This window comes from Methylobacterium sp. E-012, assembly GCF_057836545.1.
Genome location: NZ_JBYQEY010000001.1, coordinates 5,349,619 through 5,369,240 on the forward strand (window position 1 = coordinate 5,349,619; position 19,622 = coordinate 5,369,240).

19 protein-coding genes and 1 tRNA gene are annotated in these 19,622 nt (G+C 71.8%); 13 read left to right on the plus strand and 7 right to left on the minus strand.

Features of this window, described 5'->3' with window-relative positions:
• The first annotated feature begins 6 nt into the window (after window positions 1–6).
• The 10 genes from AC3IF1_RS25600 to AC3IF1_RS25645 all read left to right on the plus strand — a co-directional run bounded on the left by AC3IF1_RS25600 (window position 7) and on the right by AC3IF1_RS25645 (window position 10,472).
• Window positions 7–876 carry an alpha/beta hydrolase gene (locus AC3IF1_RS25600; RefSeq protein ID WP_489219884.1) on the plus strand — a complete coding sequence of 290 codons (870 nt, stop codon included), beginning with the start codon at window positions 7–9 and terminating at the stop codon, window positions 874–876.
• Complete coding sequence (locus AC3IF1_RS25605) at window positions 873–3,227, plus strand: xanthine dehydrogenase family protein molybdopterin-binding subunit (protein WP_489219885.1); 2,355 nt, start codon at window positions 873–875, stop codon at window positions 3,225–3,227. The genes AC3IF1_RS25600 and AC3IF1_RS25605 overlap by 4 nt, the downstream gene beginning before the upstream one ends.
• The gene (locus AC3IF1_RS25610; RefSeq protein WP_489219886.1) at window positions 3,224–4,090 is read left to right on the plus strand and encodes an FAD binding domain-containing protein; all 867 of its coding nucleotides are present in this window, start codon (window positions 3,224–3,226) and stop codon (window positions 4,088–4,090) included. The genes AC3IF1_RS25605 and AC3IF1_RS25610 overlap by 4 nt, the downstream gene beginning before the upstream one ends.
• Window positions 4,087–5,286: a xanthine dehydrogenase family Fe-S subunit gene (locus tag AC3IF1_RS25615; RefSeq protein WP_489219887.1), complete on the plus strand. Its 1,200-nt coding sequence runs from the start codon at window positions 4,087–4,089 to the stop codon at window positions 5,284–5,286. The genes AC3IF1_RS25610 and AC3IF1_RS25615 overlap by 4 nt, the downstream gene beginning before the upstream one ends.
• 37 nt (window positions 5,287–5,323) lie before the next feature.
• Window positions 5,324–6,472 (plus strand): ABC transporter substrate-binding protein, encoded by a 1,149-nt coding sequence (locus AC3IF1_RS25620; RefSeq protein ID WP_489219888.1) that lies wholly within the window; start codon window positions 5,324–5,326, stop codon window positions 6,470–6,472.
• 244 nt (window positions 6,473–6,716) lie between these two features.
• Window positions 6,717–7,589 (plus strand): branched-chain amino acid ABC transporter permease, encoded by an 873-nt coding sequence (locus tag AC3IF1_RS25625; protein ID WP_489219889.1) that lies wholly within the window; start codon window positions 6,717–6,719, stop codon window positions 7,587–7,589.
• A complete protein-coding gene (locus AC3IF1_RS25630) occupies window positions 7,586–8,620 on the plus strand; it encodes a branched-chain amino acid ABC transporter permease (RefSeq protein WP_489219890.1) in 1,035 nt (344 codons plus the stop codon). The genes AC3IF1_RS25625 and AC3IF1_RS25630 overlap by 4 nt, the downstream gene beginning before the upstream one ends.
• Window positions 8,617–9,432, plus strand: coding sequence for an ABC transporter ATP-binding protein (locus AC3IF1_RS25635; RefSeq protein WP_489219891.1), 816 nt, complete (start codon window positions 8,617–8,619; stop codon window positions 9,430–9,432). The genes AC3IF1_RS25630 and AC3IF1_RS25635 overlap by 4 nt, the downstream gene beginning before the upstream one ends.
• A complete protein-coding gene (locus AC3IF1_RS25640) occupies window positions 9,425–10,129 on the plus strand; it encodes an ABC transporter ATP-binding protein (protein ID WP_489219892.1) in 705 nt (234 codons plus the stop codon). Before AC3IF1_RS25635 ends, AC3IF1_RS25640 begins: the two co-directional genes overlap by 8 nt.
• Window positions 10,130–10,190: 61 nt before the next feature.
• Window positions 10,191–10,472, plus strand: a complete 282-nt coding sequence (locus AC3IF1_RS25645) for a Rieske (2Fe-2S) protein (protein WP_489219893.1) — start codon at window positions 10,191–10,193, stop codon at window positions 10,470–10,472.
• Between the two features lie 84 nt (window positions 10,473–10,556).
• Here AC3IF1_RS25645 and AC3IF1_RS25650 read toward each other — a convergent pair.
• A tRNA-Leu gene (locus tag AC3IF1_RS25650) sits at window positions 10,557–10,641 on the minus strand.
• Window positions 10,642–10,708: 67 nt separating this feature from the next.
• Window positions 10,709–12,121 carry a 3-isopropylmalate dehydratase large subunit gene (leuC, locus tag AC3IF1_RS25655; RefSeq protein ID WP_489219894.1) on the minus strand — a complete coding sequence of 471 codons (1,413 nt, stop codon included), beginning with the start codon at window positions 12,119–12,121 and terminating at the stop codon, window positions 10,709–10,711.
• A 239-nt stretch (window positions 12,122–12,360) separates the two neighbouring features.
• On the opposite strand from leuC, the gene AC3IF1_RS25660 reads away from it, so the two are divergent.
• Both AC3IF1_RS25660 and AC3IF1_RS25665 read left to right on the plus strand, forming a co-directional pair.
• A complete protein-coding gene (locus AC3IF1_RS25660) occupies window positions 12,361–13,332 on the plus strand; it encodes a 2-hydroxyacid dehydrogenase (protein WP_489219895.1) in 972 nt (323 codons plus the stop codon).
• A complete protein-coding gene (locus AC3IF1_RS25665) occupies window positions 13,329–14,186 on the plus strand; it encodes an AprI/Inh family metalloprotease inhibitor (protein ID WP_489219896.1) in 858 nt (285 codons plus the stop codon). The genes AC3IF1_RS25660 and AC3IF1_RS25665 overlap by 4 nt, the downstream gene beginning before the upstream one ends.
• Before the next feature lie 3 nt (window positions 14,187–14,189).
• Here AC3IF1_RS25665 and AC3IF1_RS25670 read toward each other — a convergent pair whose 3' ends face one another.
• The 4 genes from AC3IF1_RS25670 to AC3IF1_RS25685 form a co-directional block, all read right to left on the minus strand.
• Window positions 14,190–14,807 carry a cytochrome b gene (locus AC3IF1_RS25670; protein ID WP_489219897.1) on the minus strand — a complete coding sequence of 206 codons (618 nt, stop codon included), beginning with the start codon at window positions 14,805–14,807 and terminating at the stop codon, window positions 14,190–14,192.
• 68 nt (window positions 14,808–14,875) lie between these two features.
• Window positions 14,876–15,439 (minus strand): NAD(P)H-dependent oxidoreductase, encoded by a 564-nt coding sequence (locus AC3IF1_RS25675; RefSeq protein ID WP_489219898.1) that lies wholly within the window; start codon window positions 15,437–15,439, stop codon window positions 14,876–14,878.
• Window positions 15,440–15,590: 151 nt separating this feature from the next.
• Window positions 15,591–16,250, minus strand: a complete 660-nt coding sequence (locus AC3IF1_RS25680; RefSeq protein WP_489219899.1) for a class I SAM-dependent methyltransferase — start codon at window positions 16,248–16,250, stop codon at window positions 15,591–15,593.
• A gap of 2 nt (window positions 16,251–16,252) precedes the next feature.
• Complete coding sequence (locus AC3IF1_RS25685) at window positions 16,253–17,416, minus strand: glycosyltransferase family 4 protein (RefSeq protein ID WP_489219900.1); 1,164 nt, start codon at window positions 17,414–17,416, stop codon at window positions 16,253–16,255.
• A gap of 135 nt (window positions 17,417–17,551) precedes the next feature.
• On the opposite strand from AC3IF1_RS25685, the gene AC3IF1_RS25690 reads away from it, so the two are divergent.
• Window positions 17,552–18,772, plus strand: a complete 1,221-nt coding sequence (locus AC3IF1_RS25690) for a DNA topoisomerase IB (protein WP_489219901.1) — start codon at window positions 17,552–17,554, stop codon at window positions 18,770–18,772.
• 36 nt (window positions 18,773–18,808) lie between these two features.
• Here AC3IF1_RS25690 and AC3IF1_RS25695 read toward each other — a convergent pair whose 3' ends face one another.
• Window positions 18,809–19,495, minus strand: coding sequence for a response regulator transcription factor (locus tag AC3IF1_RS25695; protein WP_489219902.1), 687 nt, complete (start codon window positions 19,493–19,495; stop codon window positions 18,809–18,811).
• Between the last annotated feature and the right edge of the window lie 127 nt (window positions 19,496–19,622).

The window sequence follows — 19,622 nt, forward strand, 5'->3', positions numbered from 1 at the left end:
GCGCCGATGCCCGCCTTCGTCCTCGACGACCCGACACCGCCGGATCCCCGCCGCCGCTGGGCCGGCCTAAACCCCGCGGCCCGGGGCGCTTGCTACGACAACAACGCGGCCGTGGCCGACGCCGCAGCCCAGGTCGCAACGCGCAACGCCGCCGCGGCGACGTACCGCGCCGCGCACCCGGCCGGCCTCGACATCCCCTACGCGGCAGGCGCCCGCTCGGCCTTCGACCTCTACCCGGCGGCGGACGCACGGGCGCCCTGCCTGGTCTTCATCCATGGCGGCTACTGGCAGCGGAACGCCCGGGCCGATTTCGCCTGCTTCGCCGAGGGCCTGAACCGGGCCGGCTGGTCGGTGGCGATGCCGGGCTACACCCTGGCGCCCGAGGCCAGCCTCGCCGGGATTTCCGCCGAGATCGGGGCCGCCCTGGATTGGCTCGCCGGGCATGGGACCGCTCATGGGATCGGCGGACCGATCGTCCTGGCCGGCTGGTCCGCGGGGGCGCAGCTCGCCGCCCTCCATCTCGGGCATCCCGCGGTGACGGCGGCCCTGGCGATCTCCGGCGTCTACGACCTCACGCCGATCCGCGAGACCTACCTGAACGAGAAGCTCGGCCTGACCGATGCCGAGATCGAGACCCTGTCACCCCTCCGCCTGCCCGTCGCGGCCAAGCCGATGACGCTGGCCTACGGCAGCCGCGAGCTCCCCGCCCTCGTCCACGATGCCCGCAACCTCCACGCCCTGCGCAGCGCCGCCCATGCCCCGGGCGCCCTGCTGCCGGTGCCGGGCGCCGACCATTTCTCGATCCTCGACGGGTTCCGCCGGCCGGACGGAGTCCTGGTCCGCGCGGCGCAGGACCTGCTCGGAGGCGCCCGATGAGCCGCGAGGGCGTGGGGGTCGCTCTGCCCCGCAAGGAGGATGACCGCCTGATGCGCGGCCGCGGCCAGTATGTCGGCGACATTCGCCTGCCCGGGATGCAGGACGTCGCCTTCGTGCGCAGCCCCCTCGCCCATGCCCGCATCCGCGCTATCCACGTGTTGGACGCCTATCGCGACCGGGTGTTCACCGCCGCAGACCTCGACGGCGTGCTGCCGATCCGTGCCGTCTCGGGGCTACCCGGCTTCAAGGCCTCCGAGCAGCCGGTGCTCGCCACCGGCAAGGTCCGGCAGGTCGGCGAGCTGGTCGCGATGTGCGTCGCCCCGACCCGCGCCGAGGCCGAGGACATCGCCGCCGCCGTGGTGCTCGACCTGGAGGAGCTGCCCGCCATCCACGACATGCTGGCCGCCCGCGAACCGGGCTCCGCCCTCGTCCACGAGCATTGGGGCGACAACGTCTTCCTGGAGACCCTAGTCGATATCGGCATCGAGGCCGCCCTCGACGCGCCGATCCAGGTCAGCCGCACCATCTCGACGGGGCGCCAGTGCATGGCGCCGATCGAGGGCCGCGGCACCGTGGTGCAGCTCGATCACCGCCTCGACCAGCTCGTCGTCCACACCGCGACCCAGATGCCCCACATCGTGCGCAACGGCCTCTCGGAATGCCTCGGCATCGAGCAGGGCCGCATCCGCATCGTGTCGCCGGATGTCGGCGGCGGCTTCGGCTACAAGGCGATCCTGCTCGCCGAGGACGTGGCGCTCGCCTGGCTGACCCTGCGCCGCGGCCATCCGGTCCGCTGGCTGGAGGATCGGCGCGAGCACCTGACCGCCAACGCCAATTGCCGCGAGCACCATTACCGCATCACCGCCTACGCGGAGCGGGACGGCCGGCTCCGCGGCATCGATTGCGAGGCCACGGTCGATTCCGGCGCCTACTCGGCCTACCCATTCTCGGCCTGCCTGGAGGCGGCGCAGGTCGCCAGCATCCTGCCCGGTCCCTACGACTTCCCTTCCTATCGCTGCCGCACGTGGTCTGTCGCGACCAACAAATGCCCGATCCTGCCCTATCGGGGCGTCGCCCGCACCGGCGTCTGCTTCGCCCTGGAACTCGTGCTCGATGCCGTCGCCCGCGCCGCCGGGATCCCGCCCGAGGCGGTGCGCGAGAAGAACCTCGTGCGGCCGGAGCAGATGCCGTTCGAGAACATCACGAAGAAGCATTTCGACAGCGGCGACTACCCGGGGGCGCTCGCCCGGGCGCTGACGGCGATCGATGTCGACGCGGTCCGGGCCCGGCAGCGGGGGTCTGAGCCGGATGGGCGCCGGATCGGCCTCGGGCTCTCGGTCTACTGCGAGCAGGCCGCGCACGGCACCTCAGTCTATTCCGGCTGGGGCATCCCGATGGTCCCCGGCCACGAGCAGGCCAGCGCCCGCCTGACCCCGGATGGCGGCCTGGAATTGCGGATCGGCGCGCATTCCCACGGCCAGGGCCTGGAGACGACGCTGGCCCAGGTCGCCCACGAGATCCTCGGCGTCCCGGTCGCGCGCACCCGCCTCGTCCACGGCGACACGGCGATGACGCCCTATTCCACCGGTTCCTGGGGCTCGCGGGTCATGGTCATGGCGGGCGGCGCGGTGGCGGCGGCCTGCGAGGTGCTGCGCGACCGCGCCGTCCGGATCGGCGCCCACCTGCTCCAGGCACGCCCCGAGGAATGCCGATTCGCGGGCGGCCACGTGATCGGGCCCTCGGGCGACATCGCCCTGGAGGCCATCGCCCGGACTTGGTACCGGCGCCCGCAGGACCTCGCCCCCGATACCGATCCCGGCGGCCTCGAAGTCACCGCCGGCTACAAGCCGGTGCGGGATTCCGGCACCTTCTCCTACGCGGCCCACGCGGTCGTGGTGGCGGTCGATCCCGATCTCGGCGCTGTGGAGATCCTCGATTACGTCATCGTCGAGGACGGTGGCACGCTGGTGAATCCCCTGGTGGTGGACGGCCAGATCTACGGCGGCCTCGCGCAGGGGATCGGAACGGCGCTGTTCGAGGAAATGCGGTTCGACAGCCGCGGCCAGCCCCTCGCCTCGACCTTCGCCGACTATCTGCTCCCCGGTGCCGCCGACGTGCCGATGGCCCGCATCGACCATATGGAGACCCCCTCCCCCTACACGCGGTTCGGCCAGAAGGGCATCGGCGAGGGTGGCGCCATCGCGCCCCCGGCGGCGTTGGCCAACGCCATCAACGACGCGCTCGCGCCCCTGGGCGTCGAGCTGCTGCACTCCCCCCTCACCCCGCGGCGGATCGTGGAGGCGGTGCTCGCCGCCCGGCCAACGGCGGAAACCGCCCGGGAGGCCGCATGAAGCCCGCCCCCTTCGCCTGGGAGCGCCCGGGCGGCCTCGCCGCGCTCCTGGCGCGCCTCGCCGGGGCTCCCGGCAATGTGAAGCTGATCGCGGGGGCCCAATCCCTCGGACCGATGCTGAACCTGCGCCTGGTCGAGCCGGACTTGATCCTCGACATCACCGGCGTGCCCGAGTTCCGCATCGCGCGAGTCGAGGGCGACACACTCGTGCTCGGGGCCTGCGTGACCCATGCCGATATCGAGGACGGCCGCGTGCCCGACCTCACGCGGGGTGCCCTCCGGCGTGTCGCCGCCGCGATCGCCTACCGGCCGGTGCGCAACCGCGGCACGATCGGCGGGAGCCTGGTCCACGCCGACCCGGCCGCCGACTGGGTGAGCGCCCTGACCGCCCTCGGTGCCGAGGTCGAACTCGCGGGCCCGGACGGCCGTCGGACCCTCCCGGTGGAGCGCTTCGTCACCGGACCGCTCACGGTCGCCCTCGGTCCTGGCGAGATCCTGGTCGCCGTGCGGATCCCCGCCCTGCCCGTGGGCGCGGCCTGGGGCTACGTCAAACACTGCGCGAAGATCGGCGAGTTCGCCCACGCCATCGGCGCCGTGCGCCTCGAACCCGGCGCGGGACGGGGGCGGGCGGTGATCGGGGCGGTCGAGGGGCCGCCCGTGCTGCTCGCCGACGCCCGCCCGCTCTTCGGCGGCCGCATCGGCACCGATTTCGCGGAAAGGTTCGATGCTGCTGCGGCGGACGCGGTCCTGCGCGCCGCCGGCATGGCGGACGCGGTCGAGCGCCACGTCCACGTGACGGTGCTGGCCCGCGCGGTCGCGCAGGCGGCCGAGCCCGCCCCCGTTCACCTTCCGGAGGCCGCATGAGCGCCGCCCTCGCGGAACCGCGGTCCGGCCGTCTGGTGCTGCCCCTGACGGTCAACGGCCGTGCCCTGCGGGTGGAGGCCGAGCCGCGCAGCCATCTCGGCGACCTGCTCCGCGACGGGCTGGATCTCACCGGCACCCATCTCGGCTGCGAGCACGGCGTCTGCGGCGCCTGCACGGTCCTGCTCGACGGCGAGCCGGCGCGGGCCTGCCTGACCTTCGCGGGGGCCTGCGCCGGCGCCTCGATCACCACGATCGAGGGGCTGGATACGGACGAGATCGCGGGCGAGCTGCGGGCCGCCTTCAACCGCGCGCACGCCCTCCAGTGCGGCTATTGCACCCCCGGCATGCTGATCGCCGCCCGCGATCTGGTCCTGCGACTGCCGGAGGCCGACGAGCGGCGGATCCGCGTCGGCCTCTCGGGCAATCTCTGCCGCTGCACCGGCTATGCCGGGATCGTCCGGGCGGTGATGGCGGTGATCAGGGAACGGCGCGGGCGCGGCATCGGCCCGGAGACCAGCGCGGCCCGTGCCCTCGGCCCGGTCGGGGCCCGGATCGGCGAGACCATCGTCGCGCCCCTGCATCCGGCAGCAGCCCCCGTCACCCCGGTCACCCCTGCCGCGGTGGCGGATCTCACCGCATCCTTCGTGCCGGCCCACAGCTTCGCGCAGGGCCTCGACCTCGCCCATCCGCCCGAGGCCGTCTTCGCGCTGCTGGGCGACATCGAGGCGGTCGCCGCCTGTCTGCCGGGCGCCGTTCTGACAGCCCGGCCGAACCCTGACACGGTCGAAGGCGGCCTGCAGGTGCGGATCGGGCCGATCGCGGCGACCTTCCGGGGTCGCGCCCGCATCGCGCGGGACGCGGCGGCGCGGAGCGGCTCGGTCCACGGCGCCGGCAGCGACGCGGGCGGCCGCTCGGCCACCGAGGGCCGGATCCGGTATCGTGTCGAGGCCGGGCCGACGCCGGACACCGCCCGGGTCGAGCTCGAGGTCGGCTACACCCTGACCGGGCCGCTGGCGCAGTTCGGCCGCCCCGGCCTCGTGCGCGACCTCGCCGGCCGCATCGCCGCGGACTTCTCCCGCAACCTCGATGCCCGGCTCTCGGGCACCGCCGCCCCGGCCTCCACCGGGCTCAATCCCCTCCGCCTGCTCCTCGGCCTCGTCCGCGCGCGCCTGGCGGCGTGGCTCGGCCGCGCCTGATCCCCCGCCGCTTCCCACCTACCCCGGAGACACGAGCATGCCTGGCCGGTTCACCCTCACGACCGCGATCCTGCTGGCGCTCACGGCGACGGGCGCCCAAGCGGACGCGATCCGCATCGGCGTCAACGAGCCCCTGACCGGGCCGTTCGCGGCTTCGGGCACCTACGTGGTGAACGGCGCCAAGATCGCCGCCGACGAGATCAACGCCAAGGGCGGCGTCCTCGGCAAGACCCTCGAACTCGTGATCGAGGACAACAAGAGCAACCCGACCGAGGCCGCTGCAGTCGCCGAGAAGCTGATCACCAGCGACAAGACCCCGGTGATGATGGGGGCCTGGGGCTCCAGCCTGACGCTCGCCGTCATGCCGAAGCTCATGGATTACGAGACGCCGATGCTGGTCGAGACCTCTTCGTCCGGCAAGATCACGACGTCGGGCAATCCCTACGTGTTCCGGATCTCGCCGCCCTCGTCCCTGGAGGCCGAGACCTTCGCGCCGATGGTCGGCCGCCTCGGCCTGAAGAAGGTCGACTTCCTGGTCCTCAACAACGATTTCGGCCGCGGCGCAGCGACCGATTTCGGCAAGATGCTCAAGGACAAGGGCGTCACGGTCGGCCTCGTCGAGACCATGGACCAGGGCGCCCAGGACATGAGCGCCCAGCTGTCCAAGCTGAAGGCCTCGGATTCCGACACGATCATGATCACGAGTTCGGTGGATCAGCTGGTGCTGCTGTTCAAGCAGATGGCGGCGCTCGGCCTGAAAAAGCGGGTGATCACCACGGGCGGTTCCCAGAATCCGGACCAGATCATCGCCCAGGCCGGCGCCGCCGCCGACGGCACGATGCACCTGACGACGTTCCTGCCCTGGTCGCCCGACAGGACGCCGGACCCGAAGGCCACCGCGACGTTCATCGATGCCTGGAAGAAGCGCGGCTTCGAATTCGCCGGCGTCACCGAGAGCTTCCGCGGCTACGACGGCATCCGCGCCATCGCGCACGCTATCGAGACGGCGGGCTCGACCGATCCGGCCGCGATCGCCAAGGCGTTCTGGTCCGTCGACTTCGTCGGGCTCAACGGGCCGATCCGCTTCGCCAAGGCCGGTCCCGCCGGCAAGGAAAGCGGGCAGAGCAAGCCCGACGTCTATCTCATCGAGATCAAGGACGGGAAGGTGATCGTGCCGACCCTGTAGGGGCAGCCCGTGCTCGCTCCCCACACTGGATTCACACATCGCTGCCGGATTGGAGCAACGACCGGTCCCGAGCGCCCTCCCTCCCCCCACTGCGTGGGAGGGAGGGCGCGTGGCGGCTTTGGCCCGCCACACCGGTCGACCGGGCGATGATCCCAGGCACGACATGTCAATCGGTAGCCCCCCGCGGCGAGAGATGCTCGCCGCGGCGCCGGACATTCGGCCCGCAACCCGCCAGGAGAGGCCCGTGGACGAACTGATCCAGCACCTCGCCAACGCGCTGATCCTCGGCGGCACCTATGCCCTGCTGGGGATCGGCCTGACGCTGATCTTCGGGATCATGAACGTGGTGAACTTCACCCACGGCGCGCTCTACACGGTCGGCGCCTACGTCATGTACTTGGCCGTCGCCGGGCTCGGGCTGAACTTCTTCCTGGCGCTGCCGGTGGCGATCCTGGGCGGGCTCCTCCTCGGGGCCGCCATCGAATTGCTGCTGCTGCGCCCGTTCGGGGGCTCGGATATCGACACCACCATGCTGGTGATGATCGCCGCCGGCATCATCCTGCAATCGGGCACGCTCTGGACCTTCGGCGGCGTCGCCAAGGCGATCCCCTCGCCCTTTCCGGAGGCACCGCTCCAGATCGGCCCGGTCTCGCTCTCCTGGCTGCGGCTGTTCGTGCTCGGGGCGGCGCTCGCCCTGATCGCGCTGTCCTACGCGCTGATCAACCGGACCAAGCTCGGGCTCGCCATGCGCGCCGCCTTCCAGGATGCCGACACGGCGGCGCTGATGGGCGTCGACGTCCGGCGGATCTACACCGCCACCTTCGCCCTCGGCTCCTCGCTCGCGGCGGCGGCGGGTGCCCTGCTGGGCCCGGTCTACGTGGTATTCCCGCAGATGGGCGGGCTCGCCGAGCTCAAGGCCTTCGCCATCGTCATCCTCGGCGGCCTCGGCAACGTCACCGGCGCGGCCATCGGCGGTTTCATCCTGGCGATCGCGGAGGAGTTCGGCGCCGGCTACGTCTCCTCCGGTTACCGGGACGCGATGGGCTTCCTGATCATCATCACGGTCCTGCTGTGCAAGCCCACCGGACTGTTCGCGCGTGCGGAGCGGATCGGATGAGCCGGTTCCTTCCCCTCGCGCTGCTCGCCGGCCTCGTCGTCCTGCCGCTGGCGCTCGGCCCCAATCCCTACCTGCTCAACGCGCTGATCGTGACGGGCATCCTGACCATCGGCGCGATGAGCCTGAACCTGCTCCTCGGCTATACCGGGCAGCTCAGCCTCGGCCACATCGCCTTCTTCGGCATCGGCGCCTATGTCAGCGCGCTCACGAGCCTCGGCTTCGATGTCGAGATCGGCTTCGGCCTCCGGGTGGTGCACGCACCCTGGCCGGCGGCGGTCGGGTTCCTGCTGGCGACGGTCGCGGCGGGGGGCTGCGGCTACCTGATCGGGCGGCTCTCCTTCCGGGTGCGCGGCGCCTATTTCGTGATCGTGACGATCTCCTTCGCCGAGGTCGTGCGGCTCGTGGCCCTCAATTGGGTGGAGCTGACCCAGGGGCCGCTGGCGCTCACCAACATCCCGGCGATCACCCTCGGCCTGCCCGGCCTCGGGATGTGGATCCTGAAGACCAAGCTGCAGAACTACTACCTCGTGCTGGCGGTCGGCACGTTCTGCTACGCCGTGATCGCCCGGCTCGTCGGCTCGCAGTTCGGCCGGGCGATGCGCGGTCTCAAGGAGAACGAGCCGCTGGCGCTCTCGGTGGGCATCAACGCCACCCGCACCCTGACGGTGGCGGCGGTGATCTCGGCCGCGATGGCCGGCGCGGCGGGCAGCCTCTACGCCCATTACCTGCGCATCATCGACCCCGACGTGTTCCTGTTCGCCACCACGGTCAGCATGGTCATCATGGTGGTGGCCGGCGGCAAGGGCACCCTGTTGGGCCCGATCGTTGGCGGCCTGATCTTCGGCCTGCTGCCGGTGGCGCTGCGCCCGGTCATGGCGCCCGAGGCCCAGTGGATCGTCTACGGTCTCGTGCTGATCGCGATCCTGTTCGTGATGCCGCGGGGCATCGTGCCGGGACTGTCGGCCCTGCTCGGCCGTCGATCGGCGCCGACCGTCCCCGTCCTGGAGGCCAGTCCGGCGGTGCAGCGATGAGCGCGATTCTCTCGGTCGAGCATGTCGGTGTCCGCTTCGGCGGCCTCGTCGCCATCGCGGACCTGCATTTCGACGTCCAGGACGGCGAGATCGTCAGCCTGATCGGCCCGAATGGGGCCGGCAAGACCACCGCCTTCAACGTCATGACCGGCTTCCTCAAGCCCAGCCAGGGTGCGGTCCGATTCCGTGGCACCTGCCTGGACGGGCTGGCGCCCCACGCGATCACGCGCCTCGGCCTGGCCCGCACCTTCCAGCGCACCAGCGTGTTCCCGGACGACACGGTGCTCGACAACGTGATGATCGGCCTCCAGCGCCGGGGGGCCCCGATGAGCCGCACGTCGTTCCGCGACGCGCTGCTCGGCCGTTCGGGTGCCGGCGAGCGCGCCCTGCGCGACCGCGCCGAGGCGCTGCTCGACTGGGTCGGGATCGCCGACAGGGCGCGGGAGAAGGCCGGCGCCCTGGCCTATGGGGAACAGCGCCTCGTCGGGGTGGCGCTGGCGCTCGCCACGGACCCGACCATGCTCCTCCTCGACGAGCCGGTCTCGGGAATGAACGCCTCGGAGACGCGGGTGTTCGTGCGGCTGATCGAGCAGATCCGGGGGCGCGGCATCACCATCCTGCTGGTCGAGCACGACATGCCGATGGTGATGGAGGTCTCCGACCGCATCGTCGTCCTGAACTACGGCCGCCTCATCGCCGAAGGGCCGCCGGACCGGATCCGCGCCGACCCCGCGGTGATCGAGGCCTATCTCGGCCAGGGCAGCGCGGCCCGGCAGGCCGCCGCCGCGGTGCTTGAGGCGGCCGATGCTTGAGATCCGCGAACTCGTCTGCGGCTACGGCCACGTCACCGCCCTGAAGGGTCTCACGATCGACGTGCGCGAGGGCCAGCTCGTGGCCCTCGTCGGGGCGAACGGCGCCGGCAAATCCACGACGCTCCGGGCGATCTCGGGCCTGGTGTCGCCGCGCGCCGGCGCGATCCGGTTCGCCGGGCGCGACATCGGGGGGGCGGAGCCCCGCCGGATCCTCGCCGCCGGCATCGCCCATTGCCCGGAGGGCCGGCGCGTCTTCCCGCAGATGACCGTCTCCGAGAACCTCGCCATGGGTGCCTATCTGCGCCGCGACCGGGCCGGGATCGCGGTCGACCTGGAGCGCATCTACGGCGAGTTTCCCCGCCTCGCCGAGCGCCGCGACCAGGCGGCCGGCACCCTGTCGGGCGGCGAGCAGCAGATGCTGGCGATCGGCCGCGCGCTGATGGGGCGTCCGAAGCTCGTCCTGTTCGACGAGCCCTCCCTCGGTCTCGCCCCCAACATCGTCGAGCGGATGTTCGCGGTGATCCGGGCGATCCGCGACGCCGGCACGACCGTGCTCCTCGTCGAGCAGAACGCCTTCGCGGCCCTCGAACTCTGCGACTACGCCTATCTCCTCGAGACCGGCCGCATCGTGCTCGAAGGGACCGGGCAAGCCCTCATCGCGGATCCGCATGTGCGGGACGCCTATCTCGGTGGCTGAGGCGGACCGGCCGGGGTGGATCCGCCTGGGCCCGGACGATCGTCTCGGCGATCGCCCGCTGATGCCGATCACCGTGGGTGGCCACAGCCTGCTGCTCGTCCAGGCGGGCGGCCGGATCGTGGCCGCCGAGCGGGCCTGCCCGCACGAGGGGGCCGACCTGTCCCTCGGCCGGTGCATCGGCGGACGGCTGCTCTGCCCGAGGCATCGCGCCTCCTTCGACCTGCGGGACGGGTCCGTCTCGCCGGGCTGGTCGTTCCGCGCACTGCGCCTGTTCAGGATCGAGTCCGCCTCGGACGGGCTCTGGCTGGCGGTGGAAGCCGGGCTTCCGGTCCGAACCCCGTGACGGGGCGTTCCGCGCGGCCCCGGTTCGCCGAACCCGGAAAACAACAAAGCCCGCCAACGATTTGGCGGGCTGCTGTCAGTCGATTGGTGCCCAGGAAAGGACTCGAACCTTCACCTCTCGCGAGACTGGTACCTGAAACCAGCGCGTCTACCAATTCCGCCACCTGGGCATGTCGCCGGCCATCGGCCGGCGACGGCTTCGTTTAGGCAAGGGAACCGCCGCCGTCAATCGGGATTTCAGCCCTGCGGCCACTCCCGGATGTCGACGAAGCGGCCGGCCACCGCGGCGGCCGCCGCCATGGCGGGCGAGACCAGGTGCGTGCGCCCGCGCGGGCCCTGCCGGCCCTCGAAGTTGCGGTTCGAGGTCGAGGCGCAGCGCTCGCCGGGCCGCAGCTTGTCCGGGTTCATGCCGAGGCACATGGAGCAGCCCGGCTCGCGCCAGTCGAAGCCCGCCGCCTTCAGGATCCGGTCGAGACCCTCGGCCTCGGCCTGCGCCTTCACCAGCCCGGAACCCGGGACGATCATCGCCGAGACGCCCTCATGCACCTTGCGGTCGCCGACCACCCGCGCGACCTCGCGCAGATCCTCGATCCGCCCGTTCGTGCAGGAGCCGATGAAGATCCGATCCAGGGTGATGTCGGTGATCCGGGTGCCCGGCGTCAGGCCCATATAGGCCAGGGCCTTCTCCTTCGACTGCCGCTTGTTCTCGTCGGCGATCTCGGCCGGATCCGGAACGCGGCCCTGGATTGAGATCACGTCCTCCGGGCTCGTCCCCCAGCTGACCAGCGGCGGCAGGTTGGCGGCGTTGAGGCGGACCTCGCGGTCGAAGAAGGCGCCCGGGTCGGTGACGAGGCTCTCCCAGTAGCGGCACGCCGCGTCGAAGGCCGCGCCCTTCGGCGCCTTCGGGCGGTCCTTCACGTAGGCGAAGGTCGTCGGGTCCGGCGCAACCATGCCGGCCCGGGCGCCGCCCTCGATCGACATGTTGCAGATCGTCATCCGCCCCTCCATCGAGAGGGCGCGGATCGCCTCGCCGGCATACTCGATCACGTGGCCGGTGCCACCAGCGGTGCCGATCTCGCCGATGATCGCCAGGATGATGTCCTTGGCGGTGACCCCCGGCGGCAGGGTGCCGTCGACGGTAACGCGCATGTTCTTGGCCTTGCGCTGCACCAGCGTCTGGGTGGCGAGCACGTGCTCGACCTCCGAGGTGCCGATGCCGTGCGCCAGCGCCCCGAAGGCGCCGTGGGTCGAGGTGTGGGAATCTCCGCACACGATGGTCTGGCCGGGCAGCGTGAACCCCTGCTCGGGGCCGATGATGTGGACGATGCCCTGGCGCCGGTCGAAGGCGTCGTAGAACTCGATGCCGAAATCGCGCACGTTCTCGGCCAGCGCATCGAGCTGGGTCAGGCTCTCGGGATCGTCGATGCCCTTCGACCGGTCGGAGGTCTGGACGTTGTGGTCGACCACCGCCAGCGTCTTTTCCGGATGGCGCACCTTGCGGCCGGCGACGCGCAGCCCCTCGAAGGCCTGCGGGCTCGTCACTTCGTGAACGAGGTGGCGGTCGATGTAGAGGAGGCAGGAGCCGTCCGGCTGGACATCGACGACGTGGTCGTCCCAAATCTTGTCGTAGAGGGTGCGCGGGCTGGTCATCGGTTTTCGTCTTCGAGAATGGGGCGGTACAGAGCTCTCGCGATGATGCGTCGTTCTTACTAGGCATCGCGCGGGCATTTCGGAAGGGGCGAGCTGCGCCCCGGTCGAATGACCGCCCGGCGCCGGGGCGCGGATGTCATCGGCGGCGGGGGCGCCCGCTGGCGTCCCACCCCGCACTGGCCCTATGCGGGATTGAGGAACCGGCCGCGCCGCTGGACGGCCGAACGAGGGAGTGAGCGATGCCTGACGCGCCGGCCGAGATCCTGTTCCTGCGGAAAATGCATCCGCTCGTCGAAGCGGCCTTCGAAGGTCGGTACGGCGTCCATCGGCTCGCCGGCGCCGCGGATGCCGAGGCATTGCTCGCCGAGACCGGCCCGCGGATCCGCGCCCTGTGCGTCGGCGGCGCCGCGGCGGTCGACGCCGCCCTGATCGACCGGCTGCCGAAACTGGAGCTCATCGCCAATTTCGGGGTCGGCTACGACGCGGTCGACGCCGCGGCGGCGCACCGGCGCGGCGTCGTCGTCACCAACACGCCGGACGTGCTCACCGACGAGGTCGCAGACCTCGCGATCGGCCTCGTGATCGCCACCCTCCGCCGGATCCCGCAGGCCGACCGGTACCTCCGCGCCGGCCATTGGCCGAAGGCCCCGTTCCCCCTCTCCGCCTCCCTGCGCGGGCGCCGCGTCGGCATCCTCGGGCTCGGGCGGATCGGGCGGGCCATCGCCCGGCGCCTGGAAAGCTTCGGCGTCGCCATCGACTATCACGGCCGCCGCCCGCAGGCGGACGTTCCCTACACCTATCACAACAGCCTGATCGGCATGGCGCATGCGGTCCATATCCTGATCGTGGTCGCGCCGGGGGGCGCCGACACCCGCGGGCTGGTGGATGCGGCGGTGCTGGAGGCCCTCGGCCCCGAAGGGATCCTGGTCAACGTCGCCCGGGGCAGCCTCGTGGACGAGGCGGCGCTGACCGCCGCGCTCAAGGCGGGGACCATCCTGGGCGCCGGGCTCGACGTGTTCGAGAACGAGCCCCACGTCCCGGGCGACCTCGCCGGCCTCGACAACACGGTGCTGCTGCCACATGTCGGCTCGGCCTCAGAGCACACCCGTGCCGCGATGGCCCAGCTCGTCGTCGACAACGTCGTCTCGTGGTTCGAGGGGCGGGGGCCGCTCACGCCCGTCGCCGAGACACCCTGGAGCCCGAACGCGTGAAGTCCGCACCGGCCGCCCTGCTGGCCGCCCTGGCCCTGCTCCCGTGGCCAGTGGCGGCTCAGGACGCGCCCGCGGCCCTGCCCGAACCGAGCCCCCCGGTCGCGAAGACGCCGGCACCGGCCGCGGCGCCGACCAGCCTGCCCGAGAAGCTCGGCGAAGTCCCCGGGACCTGGGACCTGTCCCGGGACGGCACCAACCGCCGCTGCGTGTTGACGCTCGTGCTCGACAGCGGTGAGGCCGGCCGGCGCCTGCGCTTCCCGGCCGGATGCCGGCGGGCGCTGCCGGTGATGAACGGGATCGCCGGCTGGTTGTTCGTCGAAGGAGCCGTGCGCCTCGTCGACCGCAACGTCCGTCCTGTCCTCGAATTCGCCCGGCGCCCGGACCAGCGCAGCTTGGTCGCCAGGATGGAGAGCGGCGAGCAGTACAGCCTCGTCCCCCTCGATATCGTGGCGATGCGCCCCGGCGGTCTGGCGGGCGCCGAGGCCGAACCGGTCGCACCGGACCTGTCCACCCCGACCCCGCTCCAGGCGGCGGCGCCCCTGCCGGCCGCGCTGCAGCCGGCCTCGACCGCCCCGGCCGGCCCGGCCCCGGGGACCTACGCCCTCGACCGGTTCCAGGAGCACGACACCTGCCGGATCACCCTCGACGGCGGCGGCGGCGGCGTGCGCCTGGTGCCCGGCTGCCACGATGGCGGCCTGGAGGTGTTCGATCCGGTCCGCTGGCGCTACGCCGACGGCCGGATGACCCTCACCGCCAAGCGCGGCCACAGCATCGACCTCGTGCCGAGCGGCGACGGACGCTGGCGGCGCGATCCGGAGGTCGGCACGACCTTCGTCCTGCGCCGCGTGGAGTGATCGTTACCGGGTCGACCGCCGGCCGTCCTGGACCGGCAGCATCCGCTCCAGCAGGCCGTCCCGGCGGATCACGAGGTGCCAGACCGTGCCGGCGATGTGCAGCAGGACCAGCGCGTAGACGAACCACTGCCCGACGAGGTGGATCGAGTCGGCGATCTTCTGGGCCGCGTCGTCCTTCGGCAGCCCGGGGATCGTGAACAGCCAGAAATACGGTGTGTCGCGCCCCGACAGGGCGCTCAGCAGGTACCCGCTGATCGGCATGATCAAGAAGATCGCGTACATCAGGTAGTGGTTGATGCGCCCGATCAGGGTCAGGAGCCGGGGCGCCTGGGGATCCGCCGGCGCGGGCCGGATCATCCGCCAGACGATCCGCACGACGACGATCGCCAGGATGGTCAGGCCCACCGACTTGTGCAGGACGAAGAAACTGCCCTTTGCCGGTGCGGGCGGGAGGCTCGCGGCCACCCAGGCGAGCGGCAGGACCGCCAGGACCAGGGCCGCGGTCAGCCAGTGGAGGGCCTGAGCCAGCGGATTGTAGCGCGGCAGCCCGGATGCCGTGACGTAGGTGGCGGGGAGCGCCACGGGGGCGGCCTTCCCGGTCGTGATCGGAGAACCTGACATGATCCCTCGCGGGTGAGCGTCGTCCGTTCGAGCACTTAGGGTCGGCAGCGTTTCCGGGGAGTGACCCGTCAGTTGGTCGGGCCGGAACCGGGCGGGCGCGCGAGGTCGATCAGGGACGCGAGTTCCGCCGCGGCGGCTTCGAGCCGCGCCGCGACGGTCCTGTCCAGGATCCGGCCGTCGACCAGGTCGTCCGAGCCCGCATAGACCGAGGTCGGTGCCACATGCGCCGCGAAGAAGCCGAACAGCGGCCGCAGGCTGTGCTCGACCACCAGCGCGTGGCGCAGGCCGCCGCCCGTGGCGGTGAGCACCACCGGCTTGGCGGCCATGCGGGACGGATCGACGAAGTCGAACACGTGCTTGAACAGCCCGGCATAGCCGCCCTGGTAGACGGGCGTCCCGACGATCAGGGCGTCCGCCCCCTCGATCGCCGCGATCAGCCGCTCCGCCGGTGCGGACAAGTCGTGGCGCTGCGTCGCGCCGAGGCCCGGTCCGGCATCGAGAAGGTCGTAGACCGCGAGATCGATCGGCCGCAGACGTCCGAGTTCGGCCCCGAGCGCCTCGACCAGAATGCGGGTGCGCGAGGGCCGCTTGGCGCTCCCCGAGAAGGCGACGACGCGGGGACGGCTCGGCATGCTGCTCGACTCGATCTTCACCGGGAAACCTTCCGCCGCAAGGCGCCCAGACGCGCGCGGCGGGCTCGGTCGAGGCTAGCGCATTTCGGCTCCGGAAGAACCGTCATCCGTGCCGCGCATCCTGCGTCCGCCCCGAGATCCGTGTGGATTCTCATGTCTCCAACCGCCAGACGTGACTGCGCTTGATCTCGGCATCCTCGAGGTCGCGGGAGACCGGGACTTCGTAGGAGGCCAGACAGGTGAGCCGCGTGCGCGGCAGATAGGTGCGGCCCGGATCGCCGATGAGCACCGTGACGCCGCGGGCGTGAAGCCCGAAGAGCCAGTCGGTCACCGCGGCGGCGAGGTCGCGTTCGTAGAAGACATCCGCCGCCAGGACGAGATCGGCCTCGGGCACGGTGCCCAGGAGATTGTCGGAGAGGGGCTCGACCCGTCCCGCCACGTCGTTGGCGGCGGCGTTCAGGCGGATTGCCGCCATGGCGAACGGATCGAGGTCGCTGGCAAGCACGCGCCGCGCACCGGCGCGGGCCGCCGCGATCGCCACCAGGCCCGAGCCCGATGCGAAGTCCACGGCCATCGCGCCGTCCACGAGGGCCGGGTTGTCGAGGACGTAGCGGGCCAGCGCCTGACCGCCCGCCCAGGCGAAGGCCCAGAACGGCGGCGGCAATCCAATCGCGTTCAATTCCTCCTCGGTCTTCTGCCACAGAGCCGTCGCCTCGTCGGCGACGTGGAGCCGGATCTCAGGGGCGTAGGGGACCGGTAGGAGGCGGGTGTTGGCGCGGATGAAGCCGGCGGGATCGTCGGGCGGGCGCATGGTCAGGCCTCCAGCAGGTCGCGCCAGACGGCGCGGACGCTGTCGGTCACCGCGGCCTCGGTGAAACCCCCGGCCTCGATCCGCGCCCGCGCCGCCGCGCCGAGGGCGGCGACGAGCCCGGGATCACGGCTCAACCGCACCAGGACCTGCGCCAGGGCCGGCGCATCGTCCGGCGGGACGAGCAGGCCCTCGACGCCGTCGCGCACGAGGCTGCGGCAGCCCGGAACGTCCGAGGCGACCAGCGCACGGCCGCAGGCAGCGGCCTCCAGGAGCGTCCGCGGCAGCCCCTCCCCGCCCCGCGACGGCAGGCAGGCGACGTGATGGCCGGCCCAGATGCCGGCCACGTCCTCGGTGGGGCCGTGCCAGGCGACGCCGTCGCGGCTCCACGCCCGCAGCGTCGCCTCGGGGATGGCGCGCCGGTTCGACGGATCCGGCGCGCCGTACAGGGCGAGGTCCACCGATGCGCCCTGCCCCCGGGCGAGACGGACCGCCTCCACGGCGACGTCGATCCCCTTCGACCACAGCATGCGCGAGACGATCGCCACCTTCAGCGGCGGCATGGCCGGCAGCGGCTGCGGGCAATAGGCGTCGGGATCCACACCGGCGCCCCCGATCACGGTGACCGTCTGCTCCAGCGGATCGAGGCCAAGGGCCCGGGCATCGTCCGGGTTCTCGAACAGAAAGCGGGTGCGGCGGGAAGCCAGGGGGCCGCGGATCAACGTCCGCAGGGCGAGCCGCGACGCGCGCCCGAGCCGGTCGGTCCGGGCCCCGACGAGGCCGAGGCCGGTCAGCGCGTAGACCCGGGCCGGGATGCCCGCCATCGCGGCCGCCGTGCCGCCGATCAGGATCCCGCGCAGCGCGATGCAATGGACGATGTCGGCGGAGAGCGCCTTGAGGATCGCGGCGAGCTGCCCGGCCGCGTAGCCGGCCGCCATCGGGTTGAGACTCGCCCGCTCGGCCTCCAGGGGGACGACCCGCGCGCCGGTGGCCTCGATGGCGGCGCGGTGGGCCCGCACCCGCGTCACCACGGTCACCGCCAGCCCCATGGCGATGGCGGCCCGCGCCATCGGCAGGAAGTGCGAGGCGAAGAACCAGTCCTCCGTCACCACGAAGACGAGGCGGCGCATCGGGACGGGGGCGTGGTCGAGGGCGGCGTCGGGCATCATCGCTGCCCTCTAGCACGCCGCGGCGGATCGGCCTGCGACGGATGCGCAGACGCGGAACGGCGATCGGGCGCCGCCGGTTGATGGTGACCTTCTCGCCGGGCGGGCCGTCCGGCGGCGTATGCGGGGGGACGGGCGATGGCGGGTGTCGAGACGGTCGAGGGCGGCGGAGCCCTGCGCGCTGCGGCGGAGGAGGCCGGGCTCGTCTACGTCGATGACGGCCGCCCGGGGCTGACGCGCCGGCGCAGCGGCACCGGCTTCCGCTACCTCGACGCGAAGGGCGCCCCCGTGCGCGACCGCGCGATCCTGGCCCGTATCCGATCCCTCGCGATCCCCCCGGCCTACACGGATGTCTGGATCTGCCCCCGCCGGAACGGCCACATCCAGGCGACCGGCCGGGACGCGAAGGGACGCAAGCAGTACCGCTATCACCCGGATTTCCGTCAGGCACGGGAGGCCGACAAGTTCTCCCGGATCATGGCCTTCGCCGACGCCCTGCCGGCCATCCGCCAGCGGGTCGACGCCGACATGAAGCGGCCGGGCCTGCCGCGGGACAAGGTGCTGGCCACGGTGGTCCACCTGCTCGAGACCACGCTGATCCGCGTCGGCAACGACGATTACGCGCGGACCAACAAGAGCTACGGGCTCACCACCCTGCGCGATCCGCATGTCCGCATCGCGGGCTCGGCCGTGTCGTTCCGGTTCAAGGGCAAGAGCGGCAAGACCTGGGACGTGTCCCTCAAGGACCGCCGCGTCGCCCGGATCGTCAAGGCCTGCCAGGACCTGCCCGGGCAGGAGCTGTTCCAGTATCTCGACGCCGACGGCGTGCAGCGCGACGTCACCTCGTCGGACGTCAACGCGTATCTGCGTGAGATCACCGGGCAGGAGTTCACCGCCAAGGATTTCCGGACCTGGGCCGGGACCGTGCTGGCCGCCCTGGCCCTGCGCGCGTTCGAGAGCTTCGACAGCGATGCCGGCGCCAAGCGCAACATCCGAACGGCGATCGAGAGCGTCGCGGGGCGCCTGGGCAACACGCCGACGGTCTGCCGCAAGTGCTACATCCATCCCCAGATCCTCGATTGCTATCTGGAAGGCGGGCTGCTCCTGCACCTGAAGGACGCCGTCGAGTCGGAGCTGAGCGAGGACCTGTCCAGCCTCAGATCCGAGGAGACCGCCGTGCTGGCGCTGCTCCAGGCGCGGCTCGCCGTGAACGCGGACGCCGCGCGGCATGGCAAACGGGTCAAGCCGAACGCCAGGACGGGTCCGCGTGCCGGGAAACCGCGGAGCAAGGCCGCGTCGGGCGCAAGGGACGAGCGTCCGTCGCGGGCCGGTGCCGATACGCGGGTCGGTGCCGCCTGAGACGGCCACCGGTCCCGCGCAGGTGCCCGGTCCCGGTCAATGCCGGGACTGGCTGTCGTTGCCCGACGAGCGCCGGTCGGTGGACCGCCGGACCTGATCGGTGTTGTCCACCACCGGCGCCAGGCCGAGCTGGCGGGCGAGCGACACGAGGTCCTTCAGGCGGCCGGTCTGCGTCTTCCGGCGGAGGTTCAGCCGGTGGGTCTCGACCGTGCGCACGCTGAGCGCCAGACGCCGTGCGACCTCCTTGTTGCTGAAGCCCGAGCTGAGGAAGCGCAGCACCTCCGCCTCCCGGGGCGTCAGGCCGAGGCTGTCGACCGGCTCGTTCGCCTCCGCCAGGGGCTGCTCCGGCGGCACGAGGCAGTCCGAGCCCTCCGCCAGGGCGAGCAGTGCAGCCGCGAGGTCGCGGGGCGCCTTGGAGCGCGCCATGAAGGCGTCGGCCCCCGCAGCCAGCAGGGCGCGGAGATCGTCGGCGCTCAGCGCGCCGAAGACCACCAGCGTGCGCAGGTGCGGCTGGCGCTCCTTCAGGTCGACGAGGCGGGCGATCCCGTCCGCGAGCCGGATCTCGTCGAGGAAGACGAGCGCGACCGCGGGGCCGGCATCGGCCATCTCCAGATGAGCCTCGCCGATCGTGTGGAATTCCGGCATGTGTTCCAGAGTTGCGCGAACAGTCGCGCTCAGGTCCTGCGGTTCATCCAGAATCAAGACGCCAACGGCGGTACTCATAACCTCGCACCTCGCTCTCCCGGCTCGATACAGACGACCGGGATCGAAGGCGAAGTTCCAAGAACTGTTCCAGTGACAATCCGCGAATATTAAGCTTTATATTGGCCGTTTTCCTGCCATTTCGGGG